Source organism: Pseudomonas fluorescens (genome assembly GCF_902497745.1).
Classification (GTDB): Bacteria; Pseudomonadota; Gammaproteobacteria; order Pseudomonadales; family Pseudomonadaceae; genus Aquipseudomonas; species Aquipseudomonas fluorescens_BM.
In genome coordinates, this window is sequence record NZ_CABVHJ010000006.1 from 204,712 (window position 1) to 222,668 (window position 17,957).

Genomic DNA, 17,957 nt, shown 5'->3' on the forward strand with positions numbered 1-17,957 from the left:
CTCAACCGCGATAGCGCAACGCTTCCAGCAACAACGCAAACGCCGGTGCCGCCTGGCGCCGGCTCGGGTAATACAGGTGATAACCGGCAAACGTCGGGCACCAGTCTTCCAGCACTTGCAGCAGACGGCCATCCGCCAGATACGGCGCGACGATGTTTTCCGGGATGTAGCTCAGCCCGAAACCGTCCAATGCGGCATCCAGCAACGGGTAGACGCCGTTCAAGGTGATCTGTCCGGCGACCCGCACTTTCAGGCTTTCGCCATCCTTCTCGAACTCCCAGCTGTACAACCCGCCATTGGTGGGCAGGCGCAGGTTGTTGCAGGCGTGCTCGGTCAGGTCGCGTGGCGTTTGCGGCGCGGTTCGTTTGGCGAAATAGGCGGGTGAGCCCACCACTGCCATGCGCATGTCCGGGCCGATGCGCGTGGCGATCATGCCTTGCGCGACGTCTTCGCCCAGGCGCACGCCAGCGTCGAAACCTTGCCCGGCGATGTCGACGAAACCGTAGTCGCAGCTCACCTCAACGCTGATGTCCGGGTACTTTGGCAGAAAGTCCTTGAGCACCGGGCGCAGCAGCCAATCCAGCGAATGGTCGGTGGCGTTGATGCGGATCTTGCCCGCCGGTGTGTCGCGCAGGTTGCTCAGGGCCGCGAGTTCCAGTTCGATTTCTTCGAAGCGTGGGCCGATGGTTTGCAGCAGGTGTTCGCCGGCTTCGGTGGGCGAGACGCTGCGGGTGGTGCGGGTCAGCAGGCGCAGGCCTAAACGCGCTTCGAGTGCGCGGATGGTATGGCTCAGTGCCGATTGAGAGACGCCGAGTTTGGCGGCAGCTTTGGTGAAACTGCGCTCGCGGGCCACGGCGAGGAAGGCGAGCAGATCGGTGGCGTTTTCCCGAAGCATTGATGAGTGTCCTGCATAAGTTTTTTTGAATTCTAGTCGATTATCGGAAGAGTTCGGCTGAGTAAAGTAGTGGCATTGATTATCTGGAGGAATTGCCATGAACCCGATTGCCGCTTCTGCGTTGACCCTTTCCCTGCTGGCAGGTGAGGTGCAGGCCAATGAATCCCCGCGTGTGACGGTCACGCCCAATGGTTCGCAACCTTCGGCGAAAGGCCCGGCGGACTGGTTCGCCGGCATAGTGCGGGTTGATGCGCCGTTCAAAGGCACTGAAGACGCGCGAGTCAGTGGTGCGACAGTCACATTCGAGCCGGGCGCACGTACTGCGTGGCATACGCATCCGTTGGGGCAGACATTGATCGTCACGGCCGGTTCCGGGTTTGTGCAGGAGTGGGGGCAGCCGGTGCGTGAGATTCGTCCAGGCGATACGGTATGGATCGCGCCGGGGGCCAAGCATTGGCACGGCGCGGCGCCGAACACGGCGATGACCCATATCGCTATTGCCGAAGTGTTGGATGGCAAAGTAGTGGATTGGATGGAGCAGGTGAGTGCCGAGCAGTATCCGGGTACCGAGTGAAGCGCTTCCCTCACCCCAGCCCTCTCCCGGAGGGAGAGGGGGCCGACCGAGGTGTCTGGCGTTATCCATCGACCTGAGAGACCGGGTCGATTATGGATTCACATTTGAGCTTTCAGATCGGTGAAATTCGCCAATTTCCCTCACCCCAGCCCTCTCCCGGAGGGAGAGGGAGCCGACCGCAGTGTCTTGCGTCATACATCGACCTGAGAGACCGAGGCGATTACGGATTCACAGCAAAACGCTATCCATCGACCTGAAAGTGCTGTGTCAATTATGGATTCACAGCAGGACGTTCAAGTCGGCGCAGCTCCTGAATATCCCCCAATCGGTCCCCTCTCCCTCTGGGAGAGGGCTAGGGTGAGGGGCTTTTAACGGGTCATCACATCATCTCCGGCAACGACGACAGAATCTTGTCCAGCGTAACCGGATACTCCCGCACCCTAGCCCCCGTAGCGTTGTAAATCGCATTCGCCACCGCCGCACTGACCCCGCAAATCCCCAACTCACCAACCCCCTTGGCCTTCATCGGCGAAGACACCGGATCCGTCTCATCAAGGAAAATCACCTCCTGATGCGGGATGTCGGCATGCACCGGCACCTCATACCCGGCCAGATCATGATTGACGAAAAACCCCAGCGTCTTGTCCACCGCCAACTCTTCCATCAACGCCGCACCGACGCCCATGGTCATCGCGCCGATCACCTGACTGCGCGCCGCTTTCGGGTTGAGAATCCGCCCGGCCGCGCACACCGCCAACATGCGGCGCACCCGCACTTCACCGGTCGCCGCATCCACCGCGACCTCGACGAAATGCGCACCAAACGTCGACTGCTGATATTTCTCGGCCAGATCACCGAACTCGATGCTGTCCTCGCCGACCAGTGCGCCGCCTTCAGCCGCATTGCGCAACGGCACGCTCTTGCTGCCGACCTGTACCTGACCGTCGACAAACTCCGCCTGATCCGCCGCCATGCCCAACTTGCCCGCCACCGCTTCACGCAGTTTCATGCACGCGGCGTACACCCCGGCGGTCGAGCAGTTGGCACCGAATTGCCCGCCGGAACCTGCCGACACCGGGAAGCTCGAATCGCCCAGATGCACGCTCACATCCTTCAAGCCAACCCCCATCATTTCGGCGGCGGTTTGCGCAATGATCGTGTAACTGCCAGTGCCGATATCGGTCATGTCGGTTTCCACCGTGACCTTGCCGTCGCGCTCCAGCCGCACCCGCGCACCGGACTTGACCAGCAGGTTGTTGCGGATTGCCGCCGCGACACCCATACCGATCAGCCAGCGACCTTCTCGACGTGTTCCCGGTTGCGCATTGCGCTTGTCCCAGCCGAATTTCTCGGCACCGGTCTGCAGGCATTCGATCAGGCGCCGCTGCGAAAACGGCCGCTCGGTTTTCACCGGGTCGACTTGTGTGTCGTTGAGAATGCGGAACTGGATCGGATCGAGTTTGAGCTGTTCGGCCATCTCGTCCATGGCAATTTCCAGCACCATCAGCCCCGGGGTTTCGCCGGGCGCACGCATGGCGTTGCCTTCGGGTAGATCCAGCGGCGCCAGACGCATGCTGACCTGCCGGTTCTCGGCGGCGTACAGCAACTGACTCGGTTGCGCCGCGACCTCGACCTTGCCTTCAGCCAAGTTGCCCGACCAGCCCTCGTGGGCAATCGCCGTGAGTTTGCCGTCCGCTGTCGCGCCCATGCGAATGCGCTGAATCGTCGCCGGGCGGTGGGTGGTGTTGTTGGCGATCTGCGGGCGGGCGAGGGCGACCTTCACCGGCCTGCCAGCCATCCGCGCACCGAGGGCGGCAAGGATCGCATCGGCGCGCACGAACAGTTTGCCGCCGAAACCACCGCCAATGTAGGGCGAAATCAGCCGCACCTTTTCCTTGGGTAAGCCGAGCGTCGTGGCGATGTCACCGACGCTCCAGGCGATCATTTGATTGGATGTCCACAAGGTCAGTTGATCGCCTTTCCATGCCGCCAGTGTGGCGTGCGGCTCCATCATCGCGTGGGACTGATCCGGCGTGGTGTAGGTCTGGTCGAACTGCACCGGCGCGGCGGTGAACGCTTTGGCGAAATCACCGTGGCTGACGTCGGGCAGTTCGTCTTTCGGCTCGACGCCTTGGTCGCGCACGCTGGCCAGATCGAATTCGCCTTTGGCCGCGACGTAGTCGACCTTGACCATTTGCGCAGCGGCGCGCGCCTGTTCAAAGGTCTCGGCAACCACCAGCGCAACAGCCTGGTGATAGTGCTGAATCTCCGGCCCGGCCAACAAATGCGCGGCGTTGTATTTGCCCTTGCCGAGCTTGCCGGCGTTGGCGGCGGTAACGATGGCCAGCACACCGGGCGCGGCTTTCGCCTGTTCAAGATCGATATTGTTGATGCGGCCCTTGGCGATGGCCGAGCCGACCATGACACCGTAAGCCTGATTGGCCACCGCTTCATGCTGCTCATAGGCGTAAGGCGCCTGACCGCTGGTTTTCAGCGGGCCTTCGATGCGGTCGGTGGGTTGGCCGATGACCTTCAACTGGTCGATCGGGTTGGTGGTGGCGGGCGTGTCGAATTTCATGCTTCATCCCTCGCTTGCGCCAACACCGAACCGAGCGTGCGCTCGACCAGGGTCAGTTTGAATTGGTTGTCGTGGGTCGGCGTGGCACCGTCGAGCAGGCGTTCACTGACCGCTTTGGCGCCCTTGGGCAGCAATGCTTCGGCGGCATCAACCCGCCATGGTTTCGGTGCGATACCGCCGACGGCGATGCGGCCACTGCCGTCCTTTTGCAGGATCAGACCGACCGAGACCAGCGCAAACGCATAGGACGAGCGATCTCGCACCTTGTGATAAACGTGAGTGCCGCCGACTGGCGCGGGCAATGTCACCGAGGTGATGAATTCGCCGGGTGTGAGGCTGGTTTCGATGTTCGGCGTGGTGCCGGGCAATTGATGAAAATCAGCCATGGCGATGCTGCGGGTCGTGCCATCCGGTTTCACTGTTTCAATCTGCGCATCAAGGGCACGCATGGCGATCGCCATGTCACTCGGGTGTGTGGCGATGCACGCGTCGCTGACGCCGATGATGCCCAACTGCCGACTGACCCCGCCAATCGCTGCGCAACCGCTGCCGGGTTGGCGTTTGTTGCAGGCCTGATGGGTGTCGTAGAAATACGGGCAGCGCGTGCGTTGCAGCAGGTTGCCAGCGGTGGTGGCCATGTTGCGCAACTGCCCGGACGCCCCGGCGAGCAGGGCGCGGGAGAGCAGGGCGTAGTCTTTGCGCACGCGCGCGTCGGCAGCCAGATCGGTATTGCGCACCAGCGCGCCGATGCGCAATCCGCCTTCGGGGGTGGCTTCGATCTGATCCAGGCCGAGGTGATTGACATCGATCAGGTGCAGCGGGGTTTCGATGTCGAGTTTCATCAGGTCGAGCAGATTGGTGCCGCCAGCGATGAAACGTGCGCCTTGAACTTGCGCAGCTTGTGCGGCGGCTGCGGCGGGGGAGTCGGCGCGGCTGTAATTGAACGGTCTCATGCCGGTACCTCCGCGACTTCCGTGATGGCTTCGATGATGTTCGAGTAGGCGCCGCAGCGGCAGATATTGCCGCTCATGCGTTCCTGAAACTCACTGGCGATCAACTGCGGCGCCTCGGTGAGGCTTTCACTGACATGGCTGGGAATGCCATCGCGGATTTCCTTGATCACCGCCACTGCCGAGCAGATCTGCCCCGGTGTGCAATAGCCGCACTGATAGCCGTCATGCTTGATGAACGCGGCTTGCATCGGGTGCAGATTGTCGGGCATGCCGAGGCCTTCGATGGTAGTAATCTCGCTGCCTTCGTGCATCACTGCCAGAGTCAGACAGGAATTGATCCGTCGACCATCGGCGATCACCGTGCAGGCGCCGCACTGGCCGTGGTCGCAGCCTTTTTTGCTGCCGGTCAGTTGCAGGTGTTCGCGCAGGGCATCGAGGAGGGTGGTGCGGGTGTCGACGTCAAGCGCACACGGCTTGCCGTTAACGTTGATCGTCACTGTGCTCATGGCCGGTTGCTCCAGATTGGCCGCGTAGGCCTTGAGGCTGATAAACGGCGGCATCGCGAAGGCGGTGGCGGTCACGGCGCCGAGGATCAGAAATCCGCGTCGGGAAATCGTCATGGTTCGATTCCTTTTCTCTCTTCATCAGGGCAGCAGGGTCATAGATGGCCCAAGCGGGCAGCCAGCGTTATCGCCGGTCTCGTTAAGGAGTGACTGCTGGAGAGAGGAAAAGGTTTTTGCGGATTTTCGCTATAGAGTTATGTGCACAGTTCATCAATCCATAGAGCGTCACTCAGCCATTGTGGGAGCGAGCCTGCTCGCGAAGAGGCCGGCACAGCCAATATCTTCATTGGCAGACCGGACGCCTTCGCGAGCAAGCTCGCTCCCACACTGGAATGGATTCTGCCTGTCTAATGTGAGCCAACCACCATATGCGTAAACGGCGCCACATACGCCTGCAACGTCACCAGTCCGCCGACCAGAATCGCCAGCACAATCGAGTGGAAGAACACGTAGCGCAGAATCTCGCCCTCATGCCCGTACCAGCGGGTCGCGGTGGAGGCGACCACGATCGATTGTGCATCGACCATTTTGCCCATCACCCCACCCGAACTGTTCGCTGCCGCCATCAGCACCGGACTGATCCCGAGCTGTTCCGAGGTGACCCGCTGCAAGCCGCCAAACAACACGTTCGACGCCGTATCCGAACCGGTCAACGCCACACCCAGCCAACCGAGCAAGGTGCCGAACATCGGATAGAAAATTCCCGTCGCGGCAAATGCCAGGCCCATGGTCGCATCGAGTCCCGAGTAGCGCGTGAGAAACCCCAGCGCCAGCATCGCCGCAATGGTGATCAGCGAAAACCGCACCACCCACAACGTGCGCAGGTATTGCTTGATCAGTTGCGGAATCGAATAGCCCATCAGCAAACCGCCGACAATCGCTGCCAGCAGAATCCCGCTGCCGGTGGCGGTCAGCCAAGTGAACTTGTACACCGCTTCCTCAGCTTTCGGCGCCGCGACCACCGGCGGTACTTTTTCGATTTGCAGGTGCAGGCTGGTGAACGTCACCGCCGGGGCAAAAATCGGGTTGGCCTCGCGCAGCGGTTTGCCGGCGGGATCAAGCTTGGCCGATTGAGTGACCGGGTCAATCACCGGACGGGTGTCGAACATATTCTTGAAGCCCTGCGTGCCCCAGGCAAACACGAACACGGTGAGGATGATCCACGGCATCCACGCGCGCATCACCGCCGGGCGCGCCTGATCACTGAACGCGGCGCTGGCAGTGATTTTTTCTTCATCGACCTTGGAGTTGTCTACGCGCCCCGAAAGCGCAGCGGAGGTGTGAATGGTCGCCGGTTTCCACACCTTCAAAAACAGCGTCAGACACGCCATGGAAATCAGCGCGGCGATCACGTCCACCAACATCGGCCCGTGGTAGTTCGACACCAGAAATTGCGGGATCGCGAAGCTGACGCCGGCCACCAGAATCGCCGGCCAGATCTCGAGCATCTTGCGCCACCCGGCGAAGGCCCAGATCAGCCAGAACGGCACCAGTACCGAGAAAAACGGCAACTGCCGACCCACCATCATCGACAGTTCCATTTCATCCAGACCGGTGACTTTGGCCAAGGTGATGATCGGCGTGCCCAGTGCGCCGAATGCCACCGGCGCGGTGTTGGCGATCAACGCCAGACCGGACGCGGCCAGCGGCGAAAAACCGAGACCAATCAGAATCGCCCCGGTCACCGCCACCGGCGTGCCAAACCCGGCCGCGCCTTCGAAAAATGCACCGAAGCAGAAGGCGATCAGCAGCAACTGCAAACGACGGTCATCGGTGATCCGCGCGAGGGAATCCTGCAGGACTTTGAACGAACCGTTCTCGGTGGTCAGGCGATGCAGAAAAATGATGTTGAGGACGATCCAGCCGATCGGCAACAAGCCATTCGCTGCACCAAACAACGCGGCGGAACCGGCCATGCTCGCCGGCATGCCGAATGCAAAAATCGAAATCAGCAGGGCGGACGCGAGCGCCAGCAGCGCCGCGAGATGCGCTTTGACATGAAAGAACGCCAGCGCTGCGAGCATCACCACCACCGGTACGGCGGCCATGAGCGTGGAGATCACCGGGTTGCCGAACGGGTCGTAAATTTGCTGCCAGACCATGGTCCACCTCTGCTTGTTGTTATTGAGGGCGCAGATCCATTGCGTGGGGCTAGGTTGCAAGCAGTATAGGTGGCATTTCGCCGCCGCTCGGGCTGCGAGGACGGGGCGACAAACGGTCGCTAGTGGCCATTGAATCAACGGCGTTTTGCCCGGTCGTATCTGCGGCTGCACGCACCGCTCCAGAAGGCTCGGGCAGCGTGGCCGATTCCGTCGTCAAGACCTTGGTTTTAGGGAAGTGTTGAATGAAGCGCGCAACAACGATGCTGCTGACCGTGACCGCCGCCGTAATGCTAGGTGGCTGTGTCGCGGATTTTGATGATGACCACCGCCATGGCCGGCATTACGACCGCGATCATGGCCGCAATTACGACCATGACCGGCGCTGGGACGACCGCGATGATCGTCGCGACGGGCGTCGTTACTACCGTGATCGGGATGATGATTGATTGAATCCGCAGCCCAGGGACGGGCTAATGTTGATTTGATACGTGGATGGACGCAGTGATGGCAATTTAGTAGCATGTGCGCCTTTTTACTGCCTCGTCAAGGAAGATCATGTCCTTTGCTTCTCCGCTACGCTTCGCGATGACACTGGCGGGCACGGTGCTGTCCTGCACGTTGCTGTCGGGTTGCAGTATCACCGGCACTTACCCGGATGCAACCGACCCAGACGCCGCCAAAGTGCGGTTTGTCGCTAATACCGATAACGCCACGATGAACTATTTTGACGCGCAGCATTGCGATGGCCTGACCACCGGCATCCTCAATAATCTGCTTCTTCGCGACAGCAATCGGCGCGTGGGAATGATCGTTGCGCCGCCGGAAAAGGCTCGTGGTTATCTTGAGTTCAAGCTCAAACCCGAGCAGGAAGCGTATCTGAGCGTCAATACACAGGTCGGCTACGCGGTTTGCGGTTCAAGCTTTTCCTTTACCCCCAAGCGTGGCAATGAATACGAAGTCACCCTTGATGTCACCAAGTCCCAGTGCATCACATCGTTGCGTCATTTGGAGCGCATTGGCGGTAAAGATGTGCGCACGGTCATCCCGTTAGATCACAACCCGCCGGCAGCGTGTGTGGGGCTTAGTCCGCTCTTTCCAAAGCCGCTGGAATCGCTGCCGGACACGCCGGAGCGCACGGTGATGATCGACCGCATTGTCGATGCCAGTCTCTTTGTGGCGATGAAGTCTGATCCCCAGAAGCCGACTTCGGCGAGCGTTACCGGGGATAAAATCGATGCATTGGTCCGCGAGCGCAAGGCCAGAATGGGCTTTGACATGCCGGATGAGTATTGGACGCTTTACCGCCAGAACATGCTTGAATTCGACAATGAAACCGAGGCTGTTGCCAGCGAGGCGATGACCCGCTCCAGCGCCGAGTACCGCAAGCGCTTGCGCAGTGTCGACGACAAGCGCTTGAAGGAATGGTCCACCCTCGACGGTACCTCCGGTAAACGCGGCAATACCGCGCCGACCGAAATGGAGACCGCCATGATCCAGTACTATTTGCAGTCCTCCAAGGATGCCATGCGCGAAGCCGTCCGGCGCCATTTCGACCGTTTGGCCGAAATGGATGCGCAGTACAACGTTTGCTCGCGTTTCGCTGAGTGCTGGAAGCCCTGAGCGTCGCCGTCCTGATGTGAAAAAGCCCACTGCGCCGATACGGCCAGTGGGCTTTTTTGTGCGTGTTGCAATTAAAAGTGAGCGCTCGCCCGGACGCTGGATCGCGCAGGCACAGAGGCCTCGATGTCCAGCAAATGGGTGGCGAGAATGTCGCTCAGAAAACGGAACTGATCGTTGAGGCCGACCACTTCATTGCTGAAATGATTGCTCGCGGCGGGCATCAGCAGATCTTCGAAATCTTCGTTGAACACCAGTGCCTGAGCTCTGTGCGACACGGCGTGCTGGTCGTAATAGTTGCTGCCGAACACCGGGAAACTCACGGAGAGTATGACGTGGGTGTGAATCATGCTGTGAACTCCTCGTTGTGTTTCGGATGGGCTAATCGTGCCTTTCATGGGCGGTGGGCGGAAGGCAATCGTGGCGATGGTGAATATCGATGGCAGTGATGGTTGTCGCAGACCACTGTGGGAGCGAGCTTGCTCGCGAAGGCGTCGAGCCAGTCGATTCATATGTGTCTGATACACCGCATTCGCGAGCAAGCTCGCTCCCACAGGGGATCTACAGTGTTTTCGCGATAGCGGACAAATGGTCCGACGCCCACACCTATACTCAAATCTGACTCCTCCTTGTTGAAAGGAAACCGCCACCGTGAACCCGCGTGCGCTGCTCGTCGCCGCACTGTTGTTGCTGGCCGGCTGCGCCACTTCGGCGCGGGCGCCGGTGTCGGCGCCGCAGGCCGTGTTTGTCTCGCCGGCCACCTGGCAGCAGATCGACCGGGAAATCGTCAGCGCTTCGCAGCAGTCCACCGAGCAAGTCAAAGTCTTTGCCCGTGGTTCGATGGAACATTGGCGCACTCGGGTCTATCAGCAAACTGAAGAAAATTTCATCCCGTGGTTCAGCAGCTACTGGACCCAGGAATGGCTGTCGATGAAGGTCAGTTGGTACACGATCAATGCCGGTGGCGAGCAGGACGCGTCGGCCAAGCGCCTGGCGGCGTATCTGCTTGAGCAATATCAGGAAAGGGTGCTGGCGCCGGTGGCGGTGGAGATTGATCCGGATGCGATCCTCGGGCAGGCCACGGCGTTCTACGCGCAACTGATGGCACAGCAGATGCCGCTCATCGCCCAGCGTCATGGCGTGCCCGTTGGTCAGCTCAATGGACGCTTGCAGAAAGTCCCTGCCATCGCGCTGGGCCCGCCGCCGGCGCGGGACGCTTCGTTGTTTCAGGTCATCAGTACGGAACCGTTGAACACCTTGCCGGCCTATGCCGCGCTGATCGACAAGATTCACACCGAGGGTGGCTCAAAGGGGATTGGCTCGACGGATGCCGGCATGGCCCCGGTGGCCAAACGCGCCAGTCAGCGGATGGAAGCGGAAATGGCCCCGCGTGGGGCTGCCAGCGCAGTCGCAGCAGCGGCCGGAAAACTGGCTGGCGGACTGATTTCGGTCGGTGTGGCCGGCATTCGCGCGATCATCCAGGCCAATGACCGGCCGGACAGTGAAGCGCTGATCCGCAGCAGTCTGGGCAGCACCTTCGACAAGGCTTGGCTGAAACTGGTGCAGAACCCGACCACCGGCGTCATGGCCGGTACCCTGCACATGGCCGGGCAGGTCGAGCGCAATCTGGGTGGGGGCGATGAACCGTCGGTCGGCTTGGGCGTGAACCGTGTCGACTGGCAACCGCCGCAATCGACCAATCAGCAGATCGAACCCAACGTGCAAGGAGAGTGATCATGGCTTACATCGATATTTTCGTAGCGCCGGTGCCGACTGCCAACCTTGAGCAGTACAAAAAGCACTGTGAAATCGCGGCGAAACTGTTCAAGGAATACGGTGCACAGGAAGTGATGCAGTGCTGGGGCGATGACGTGCCGGAGGGCAAGGTCACGTCATTCCCGATGGCGGTCAAACTCAAGGAAGGCGAAACGGTGTCGTCCGGCTGGCTGATCTGGCCAGACAAAGCCACCCGTGATGCCGGCATGGCAAAAATGATGGAAGACCCGCGCATGCAACCGGACGTCAACCCGATGGGGTTTGATGGTCAACGGATGATCTTTGGCGGCTTTAAAAATATTCTTGAGTCCTGAACCCGATTTTTGAATGGGCAAGATTCATGCTTCACCACAAAACCCTGTGGGAGCGAGCCTGCTCGCGAATGCGGTGTGTCAGTCAACAAAAAGGTCACTGAAACTCCGCTTTCGCGAGCAGGCTCGCTCCCACAGGATTAGTGGTCACTGGCTGTGATCACTCGGCAGAGGGGGTGATGCGGCAGCTTTTGCGGTCGCGGATCTGCTCGTCCGTCGGGCGTTCACGGACGAATTCGAAACGCGGCTCACCCTCGCTGTAATGCACCAGCCAGCCCCATTCCACTTCCTTCTCATCCTGCCCGGGTTGCGGCGGTCGGGCCCACCACGGTTCTTTGCTGAGGATCTCGCGCATGGCGGCCTCCGTTTGATGGCAATCCTTGAACTATAGCTAGCTGTCACGAGTCGTCCGGTCAGGCTGTGTAGAATCCGGCTGATCATGATGAGCAAGGGAGCAGGGCCATGACCGATGAAGCGAAGCGACTGTTTTTCGCCCTCGATTGCCCGCCGGCGCAACGCAAGGCGATTGCCCAATGGCGAGCGGATCTGGGCTTGCGAACCGGTAAGCCCGTGCCGGCGGACAACTTTCATCTGACGCTGCTGTTTCTCGGCGCGGTGCCATTAGCGCAGATCAACGAAGTCTGCGAGGCGGCCGGACAAGTGCGTACGCCGGGTGAGCCATTGAAAATTGCGCTGGATCGTCTGCAGGTCTGGCATCGCGCCGGGGTGTTGTCGCTGGCGCCGGAGCAGGCACCGCAGGCTTTGTTGCGGTTGGTTTATGCACTGGAGCAGGCGATGTTGCCGTTTGGCTTTGAAGAGACGCCACGCGAGTTTCGCCCGCATCTGACGTTGTCCCGTGAGTACCGTGCGCCGGAGCCGGAATCCGCTACGCCGCCGGAGTTTTTCCTGCGTGCTGAACGCTTCGCCTTGTTTGAATCACACAAGGGCCGCTATCGGATTCTTCAAGACTGGTCGCTGATGTGAAGGCACAAAAAAAGGCGCCCGAGGGCGCCTGAGAATTCACCTGAACCGAGGGAGCCAGGTGAGGCCGTTCATGGCAGGGTGCAGCGGTGGTAAGGCGCTGCGTGAACGGGAAATCAATGATTTTTCGAGTCAACACCGTCCCTGTGGGAGCGAGCTTGCTCGCGAAGGCGTCGGCTCACTCAACATCTGCATGGCCTGACCCACCGCTTTCGCGAGCAAGCTCGCTCCCACATTTGGATTTTCGCTTGTCCTATTTACCGAGTTTCACCCGGGTCCAGCCACGGGTCATGATTCGCTGTGTGGCAATCGGCTGATCCGGCACCGCGTACAACGTCGCCATCACCGCTTGCGACGGGTACGAACCCGGATCGTTGCGGATCGCTTCATCCACCAATGGTGTAGCCGCCGCGTTGGCGTTGCTGTAGCCATTGCTGTTGGTGATCTCGGCGATGATGTCCGGGCGCATCAGGAAGTCCATGAACAGGTAAGCGTTCTCGACGTTGGCGGCATCGCGCGGGATCGCGACCATGTCGTAGAAGCTGCCGGCGCCTTCCTTGGGAATGCTGTAATCGATCACCACGTTGTTGCCCGATTCCACGGCGCGGGCCTTGGCTTGCAGCACGTCGCCGGAGTAACCGACCGCTACACAGATGTTGCCGTTGGCCAGATCGGAGATGTATTTCGAGGAATGGAAATACGCCACGTTCGGGCGGATCTTCATGAACAGCGCCTCGGCTTCCTTGATGTGCGCGGTGTCCTTGTCGTTCACCGGGTAGCCCAGATAGTGCAGGGCGGCCGGGATCATTTCGGTCGGCGAGTCGAGGAAACTGATGCCGCAGGCTTTGAGTTTTTCAGCGTTTTCCGGCTTGAACAGCAAGTCCCAGGAATTGGTCGGGGCATTGGCGCCGAGCACTTCCTTGACCTTGGCCGGGTTGAAACCGATGCCGATCGAGCCCCACATGTACGGGAACGCGTGGGCGTTGTCCGGGTCACTGGCGGCGGCGTTTTTCAGCAGCACCGGGTTGAGATTCTTCCAGTTCGGCAGCTTCGATTTGTCCAGCGTCTGATAGACGCCGGCCTTGATCTGCTTGGCCAGGAAACTGTTCGACGGCACGACCAGGTCGTAGCCGGATTTGCCCGCCAGCAAGCGCGCCTCAAGGGTTTCGTTGCTGTCGAAGACGTCGTAGGTCACGCGGATGCCGGTCTCGTCTTCGAACTTCTTGACGGTGTCCGGCGCGATGTAATCGGACCAGTTGTAAACGCGCAGCACCTTGTCGTTGGCCTGGGCGCCCATGACCATTGCGCCCATTAAGGACAGTGTCAGCAGAGTCCTGCCAAACATTTTCATCGGTACAACTCCATTCTTTTTATTCACATTACGCAAAGCCCCCTAACCCTGACCCTCTCCCAAGGGGAGAGGGGACTGACCGAGGGGCTGACTACATTTGTGTAGGAGCTGTCGAGTGAAACGAGGCTGCGATCTTTTGATCTTTTACATCAAGATCAAAAGATCGCAGCGTGCCGCAGCTCCTACCGGTCAAGCGGTGGCGGCTTGTTGCGGTTGCTGCCACGACTCATTCGCCGTCTGATCCATCGCTTCCTGAATCGCTTTTTTGCGGTTGGCTTCTGCCTTGCGGCCGAAGTACCAGACCAGGAAGGTCACCAAGGAAACCGCCAGCAGAATCAGACTCGCCACAGCGTTGATCTCGGGCTTCACGCCCAGACGCACCGCCGAGAAAACTTCCATCGGCAGGGTGGTGGACCCCGGGCCGGAGACGAAGCTGGCCAACACCAGGTCATCCAGCGACAAGGCGAACGACATCATCCCGCCCGCCGCCAGCGACGGCGCGATCATTGGAATGGTGATCAGGAAAAACACCTTGAACGGCTTCGCACCGAGATCCATCGCCGCTTCTTCGATCGACAGATCCAGTTCGCGCAGGCGGGCGGAGACTACCACCGCCACATAAGCGGCACAAAACGTGGTGTGGGCGATCCAGATCGTGACGATGCCACGTTCCTGCGGCCAGCCGATCAACTGCGCCATCGCCACAAACAGCAGCAACAGCGACAGACCGGTGATCACCTCCGGCATCACCAACGGCGCGGTGACCAGACCACCAAACAGCGTGCGACCCTTGAAGCGCGTGACGCGCGTCAGCACGAAAGCGGCGAGGGTGCCCAATGCAACGGCGGCAATCGCGGTGTAGCAGGCGATTTCCAGCGAGCGCACCACCGAGCCCATCAGTTGCGTGTTGTCGAGCAAACCGACGTACCACTTTACCGACCAGCCACCCCACACCGTCACCAGTTTCGATGCGTTGAACGAGTAGATCACCAGAATCAGCATCGGCAGATAAATGAACATCAAACCGAAGATCAGCATGAACTTGGAAAAACCGAAGCGTTTCATCCCCGTGCCTCCATCTCTTTGGCCTGGCTGCGGTTGAACAGCAGAATCGGCACAATCAGGATCAACAGCATCACCACCGCCAGCGCAGACGCCACCGGCCAGTCGCGGTTATTGAAGAACTCTTGCCACAGCACACGACCGATCATCAGCGTCTCCGGGCCACCCAACAGTTCAGGGATGACGAACTCGCCGACCACCGGAATGAACACCAGCATGCAGCCGGCAATAATGCCGTTCTTGGCCAGCGGCACGGTGATTTTCCAGAAGTTGTTGAAGTTGCTCGAGCCAAGATCCTGCGCGGCTTCCAGCAGACTGCCATCGTGCTTCACCAGGTTGGCGTACAGCGGCAACACCATGAACGGCAAATAGGCATAAACCACGCCGATATACACGGCGGTGTTGGTGTTGAGGATCTCGATCGGGTGATCGGTCAGCCCCGTCCACATCAGAAACGCGTTGAGCAAACCGTTGTTGCTGAGGATGCCCATCCACGCGTAAACGCGGATCAGGATCGCGGTCCAGGTCGGCATCATGATCAACAGCAGCAGGACGTTTTGCGTTTCCTTGCCGGTCTTGGTGATCGCGTAGGCCATCGGGAAACCGATCAGCAGGCACATCATCGTGCTCAGTGCCGCGACCTTCAGCGAACCGAGATACGCCGACAGGTACAGCTCGTCTTCGCCGAGCAGGGTGTAGTTGCCGATATTCAGCAGCAGCTGGAATTTCTGTTCGGCGTAGGTGTAGATCTCCGAGTACGGTGGGATCGACAGCGCGGCTTCCGAGAAGCTGATCTTCATCACCAGAAAGAACGGCAGCATGAAGAACAGGAACAGCCAGATGAACGGAATGCCGATCACCAGTTTTCGCCCGCTGGGCACCAGGCGCAGGAATTGCTGATTGAAGGTTTTCATGAGCGCAGTACCACGCCGCTGTCGTCTTCCCACCAGACGTAGACTTTGTCGTCCCAGGTCGGACGCGCACCACGGCGTTCGGCGTTGGCCATGAACGACTGGACGATTTTGCCGCCGGGCAGTTCGACGTAGAACACCGAGTGACCGCCGAGGTAGGCGATGTCATGCACCTTGCCTTCGGACCAGTTGTAGCGGAACTCGGGTTGGGTGGTGCTGACGAGCATTTTTTCCGGACGGATCGCGTAGGTGACCGACTTGTCCTGTACCGAAGTGCTGACGCCGTGACCGACGTAGATCTTCTGCTGCAAGTCCGGGCTGTGGATGATCGCGTGACCTTCGAGGTCTTCCACCACGGTGCCGTCGAAGGCGTTCACGTTGCCGATGAACTCGCAAACCATGCGGCTGACCGGCGCTTCATAAATGTCGACCGGGCTGCCGATCTGCGCGATCCAACCGAGGTGCATGATCGCGATGCGCTCGGCCATGGTCATGGCTTCTTCCTGGTCGTGAGTCACCATCACGCAGGTCACGCCAACGCGTTCGATGATCTGTACCAGCTCCAGTTGCATCTGCGAACGCAGCTTTTTATCCAGCGCACCCATTGGCTCGTCGAGCAGCAATAGCTTCGGACGCTTGGCCAGCGAGCGGGCAAGGGCGACGCGCTGACGCTGACCACCGGACAACTGGTGCGGACGGCGTTTGGCGTATTGAGTCATGTGGACAAGGCGCAGCATTTCATCGACGCGGGCATCGATTTCGCTGGCCGGCAAACGGTCTTGCTTGAGGCCGAAGGCGATGTTCTGCGCGACGGTCATGTGTGGGAACAGCGCGTAGGACTGGAACATCATGTTGATCGGCCGCTCGTACGGCGGCATGTCGGTGATGTCCACGCCGTCGAGCAGAATCCGCCCTTCGGTCGGACGCTCGAACCCGGCGAGCATGCGCAGCAGGGTCGATTTGCCCGAACCGGAGCCACCGAGCAGGGCGAAGATTTCGCCCTGATGGATCTCCAGGGACACATCGTCCACGGCCACGGTTTCGTCGAACTTCTTGGTGACACGATCGACTTTCACCAGCACCTTTTTCGGTTGCTGATGACCTTCAAGTGCCTTCCTGTAAGTGCTGGAGGCGTTTGCCATGTGAAACTCCCAACAGGTTTCGTTCGCCGGGCCAATGTGGCCGGGCTTAAGTGGATTGCAAGCCTGTACGGGATGCCTGTCAGCTCTGGCGCAGAACCTGTGGGAGCGAGCCTGCTCGCGAATACGGAGTGTCAGTCGACATCATTGTTTGCTGATACACCGCTTTCGCGAGCAGGCTCGCTCCCACAGGGGAAATGCGTTTACCTGACTGGCATTACCCGTACCGATCCGGCTTGTTCGGCGCCGCCGTCCTGGCTGCCTGGGTCGTACTTGTTGTTATTACGGGTGTCGCTGTTCACGAATGACGGATGCGCGCAGGCACACCCGATATTCATGGGGGCAGTAAATCGTTACGTATTCTTGGGTTGGATCAGCGCTGGTTGCGCCGCGCCGCCCGTTGCCGGCAAGCCTCGCCGAACGCCTGGAAAATCTTCAGGTAGTTCGGGTTGTCGAGCACTTGCCATTCCGGGTGCCATTGCACGCCGAGGGCGAAGGTCGGGCTGTGCTCGACCGAGACCGCCTCGATCAGACCGTCCGGCGCCACCGCTTCGGCACGCAGGCCGGGGGCGAGGCGATCGATGCCCTGGCTGTGAATCGAATTGACCTGGAACTCGCCCGGCAACTCCAGCGCCTCAAACACGCCGCCGCTCAATACTGTCACCGCATGGGCCGGTGCGTATTGCACGGCCACATCAGGGCTATCGGCTTCACGATGATCGAGCATGCCCGGCAGCTCATGCACCTTTTGATGCAGGCTGCCGCCGAACGCCACGTTCATTTCCTGGAAGCCACGGCAAATGCCGAGCACCGGAACGCCCGCCGCGATGGCTGCACGCAATAAAGGAAGGGTGGTGGCATCCCGCGCCGGATCGTGATCCGTGCCGGGGGCGCTGGCCGGACCTTGATAGTGGAAAGGCTCCACGTTCGAGGGCGAACCGGTCAGCAGCAGACCGTCGAGTTGACCGAGCAGGTCTTCGATTTCAGTCAGGTTGCCAAGGGAAGGAATGACCACTGGCAGCCCTTCAGCGCCAACGCTGACAGCACGTACGTACTTGTCGCCGCTGATGTGATAGGGGTGCAGGCCAATCTGTTTGACGCACGCAGTAACGCCGATCAATGGCTTGAATGCCATTTTTATTCA

General features: G+C 60.0%; 18 protein-coding genes. 6 read left to right on the top strand and 12 right to left on the bottom strand.

The annotated features are described in order from the left end of the window. Position 1: 1 nt before the first annotated feature. A complete protein-coding gene (locus tag F8N44_RS11685; protein ID WP_150650412.1) occupies positions 2 to 895 on the bottom strand; it encodes a LysR family transcriptional regulator in 894 nt (297 codons plus the stop codon). Between the two features lie 97 nt (positions 896 to 992). Between F8N44_RS11685 and F8N44_RS11690 the strand changes: the two genes are divergently transcribed. Next, positions 993 to 1,469, top strand: coding sequence for a cupin domain-containing protein (locus tag F8N44_RS11690; protein WP_150650413.1), 477 nt, complete (start codon positions 993 to 995; stop codon positions 1,467 to 1,469). A gap of 379 nt (positions 1,470 to 1,848) precedes the next feature. Here F8N44_RS11690 and paoC read toward each other — a convergent pair whose 3' ends face one another. The 4 genes from paoC to F8N44_RS11710 form a co-directional block, all read right to left on the bottom strand. After that, positions 1,849 to 4,047, bottom strand: coding sequence for an aldehyde oxidoreductase molybdenum-binding subunit PaoC (gene paoC, locus F8N44_RS11695; RefSeq protein ID WP_150650414.1), 2,199 nt, complete (start codon positions 4,045 to 4,047; stop codon positions 1,849 to 1,851). Then, on the bottom strand, positions 4,044 to 5,000 hold the full coding sequence (locus F8N44_RS11700; protein WP_150650415.1) for an FAD binding domain-containing protein: 957 nt from the start codon (positions 4,998 to 5,000) through the stop codon (positions 4,044 to 4,046). Before F8N44_RS11700 ends, paoC begins: the two co-directional genes overlap by 4 nt. Then, entirely contained in the window at positions 4,997 to 5,620 is a 624-nt protein-coding gene (paoA, locus tag F8N44_RS11705) for an aldehyde dehydrogenase iron-sulfur subunit PaoA (RefSeq protein ID WP_150650416.1), read from the bottom strand. The genes F8N44_RS11700 and paoA overlap by 4 nt, the downstream gene beginning before the upstream one ends. A gap of 290 nt (positions 5,621 to 5,910) precedes the next feature. After that, positions 5,911 to 7,665, bottom strand: a complete 1,755-nt coding sequence (locus tag F8N44_RS11710) for an L-lactate permease (RefSeq protein WP_150650417.1) — start codon at positions 7,663 to 7,665, stop codon at positions 5,911 to 5,913. A gap of 242 nt (positions 7,666 to 7,907) precedes the next feature. On the opposite strand from F8N44_RS11710, the gene F8N44_RS11715 reads away from it, so the two are divergent. Continuing rightward, positions 7,908 to 8,111, top strand: coding sequence for a hypothetical protein (locus F8N44_RS11715; RefSeq protein WP_064120858.1), 204 nt, complete (start codon positions 7,908 to 7,910; stop codon positions 8,109 to 8,111). Positions 8,112 to 8,220: 109 nt separating this feature from the next. Continuing rightward, entirely contained in the window at positions 8,221 to 9,285 is a 1,065-nt protein-coding gene (locus F8N44_RS11720; protein WP_224794759.1) for a hypothetical protein, read from the top strand. A gap of 71 nt (positions 9,286 to 9,356) precedes the next feature. Here the strand turns inward: F8N44_RS11720 and F8N44_RS11725 are convergent, their stop codons facing one another. Next, positions 9,357 to 9,632: a hypothetical protein gene (locus F8N44_RS11725; RefSeq protein ID WP_150650418.1), complete on the bottom strand. Its 276-nt coding sequence runs from the start codon at positions 9,630 to 9,632 to the stop codon at positions 9,357 to 9,359. Positions 9,633 to 9,933: 301 nt separating this feature from the next. Between F8N44_RS11725 and F8N44_RS11730 the strand changes: the two genes are divergently transcribed. Next, positions 9,934 to 11,016: a hypothetical protein gene (locus F8N44_RS11730; protein ID WP_150650419.1), complete on the top strand. Its 1,083-nt coding sequence runs from the start codon at positions 9,934 to 9,936 to the stop codon at positions 11,014 to 11,016. Between the two features lie 2 nt (positions 11,017 to 11,018). Beyond that, complete coding sequence (locus F8N44_RS11735) at positions 11,019 to 11,372, top strand: DUF1428 domain-containing protein (protein ID WP_150650420.1); 354 nt, start codon at positions 11,019 to 11,021, stop codon at positions 11,370 to 11,372. A 157-nt stretch (positions 11,373 to 11,529) separates the two neighbouring features. On the opposite strand, the gene F8N44_RS11740 is transcribed toward F8N44_RS11735, so the two are convergent. Then, on the bottom strand, positions 11,530 to 11,724 hold the full coding sequence (locus F8N44_RS11740) for a hypothetical protein (protein ID WP_150650421.1): 195 nt from the start codon (positions 11,722 to 11,724) through the stop codon (positions 11,530 to 11,532). Between the two features lie 107 nt (positions 11,725 to 11,831). Between F8N44_RS11740 and thpR the strand changes: the two genes are divergently transcribed. Then, the gene (thpR, locus tag F8N44_RS11745; RefSeq protein ID WP_150650422.1) at positions 11,832 to 12,353 is read left to right on the top strand and encodes an RNA 2',3'-cyclic phosphodiesterase; all 522 of its coding nucleotides are present in this window, start codon (positions 11,832 to 11,834) and stop codon (positions 12,351 to 12,353) included. 250 nt (positions 12,354 to 12,603) lie between these two features. Here the strand turns inward: thpR and F8N44_RS11755 are convergent, their stop codons facing one another. The 5 genes from F8N44_RS11755 to F8N44_RS11775 form a co-directional block, all read right to left on the bottom strand. Next, entirely contained in the window at positions 12,604 to 13,701 is a 1,098-nt protein-coding gene (locus tag F8N44_RS11755; protein WP_034155530.1) for a polyamine ABC transporter substrate-binding protein, read from the bottom strand. 189 nt (positions 13,702 to 13,890) lie between these two features. Next, positions 13,891 to 14,766 (bottom strand): ABC transporter permease subunit, encoded by an 876-nt coding sequence (locus tag F8N44_RS11760; protein WP_122598593.1) that lies wholly within the window; start codon positions 14,764 to 14,766, stop codon positions 13,891 to 13,893. Further along, positions 14,763 to 15,677: an ABC transporter permease subunit gene (locus F8N44_RS11765; RefSeq protein ID WP_150650423.1), complete on the bottom strand. Its 915-nt coding sequence runs from the start codon at positions 15,675 to 15,677 to the stop codon at positions 14,763 to 14,765. The genes F8N44_RS11760 and F8N44_RS11765 overlap by 4 nt, the downstream gene beginning before the upstream one ends. After that, complete coding sequence (locus F8N44_RS11770; protein ID WP_007919249.1) at positions 15,674 to 16,816, bottom strand: ABC transporter ATP-binding protein; 1,143 nt, start codon at positions 16,814 to 16,816, stop codon at positions 15,674 to 15,676. Before F8N44_RS11770 ends, F8N44_RS11765 begins: the two co-directional genes overlap by 4 nt. A gap of 370 nt (positions 16,817 to 17,186) precedes the next feature. Continuing rightward, on the bottom strand, positions 17,187 to 17,948 hold the full coding sequence (locus tag F8N44_RS11775) for a gamma-glutamyl-gamma-aminobutyrate hydrolase family protein (protein WP_150650424.1): 762 nt from the start codon (positions 17,946 to 17,948) through the stop codon (positions 17,187 to 17,189). Between the last annotated feature and the right edge of the window lie 9 nt (positions 17,949 to 17,957).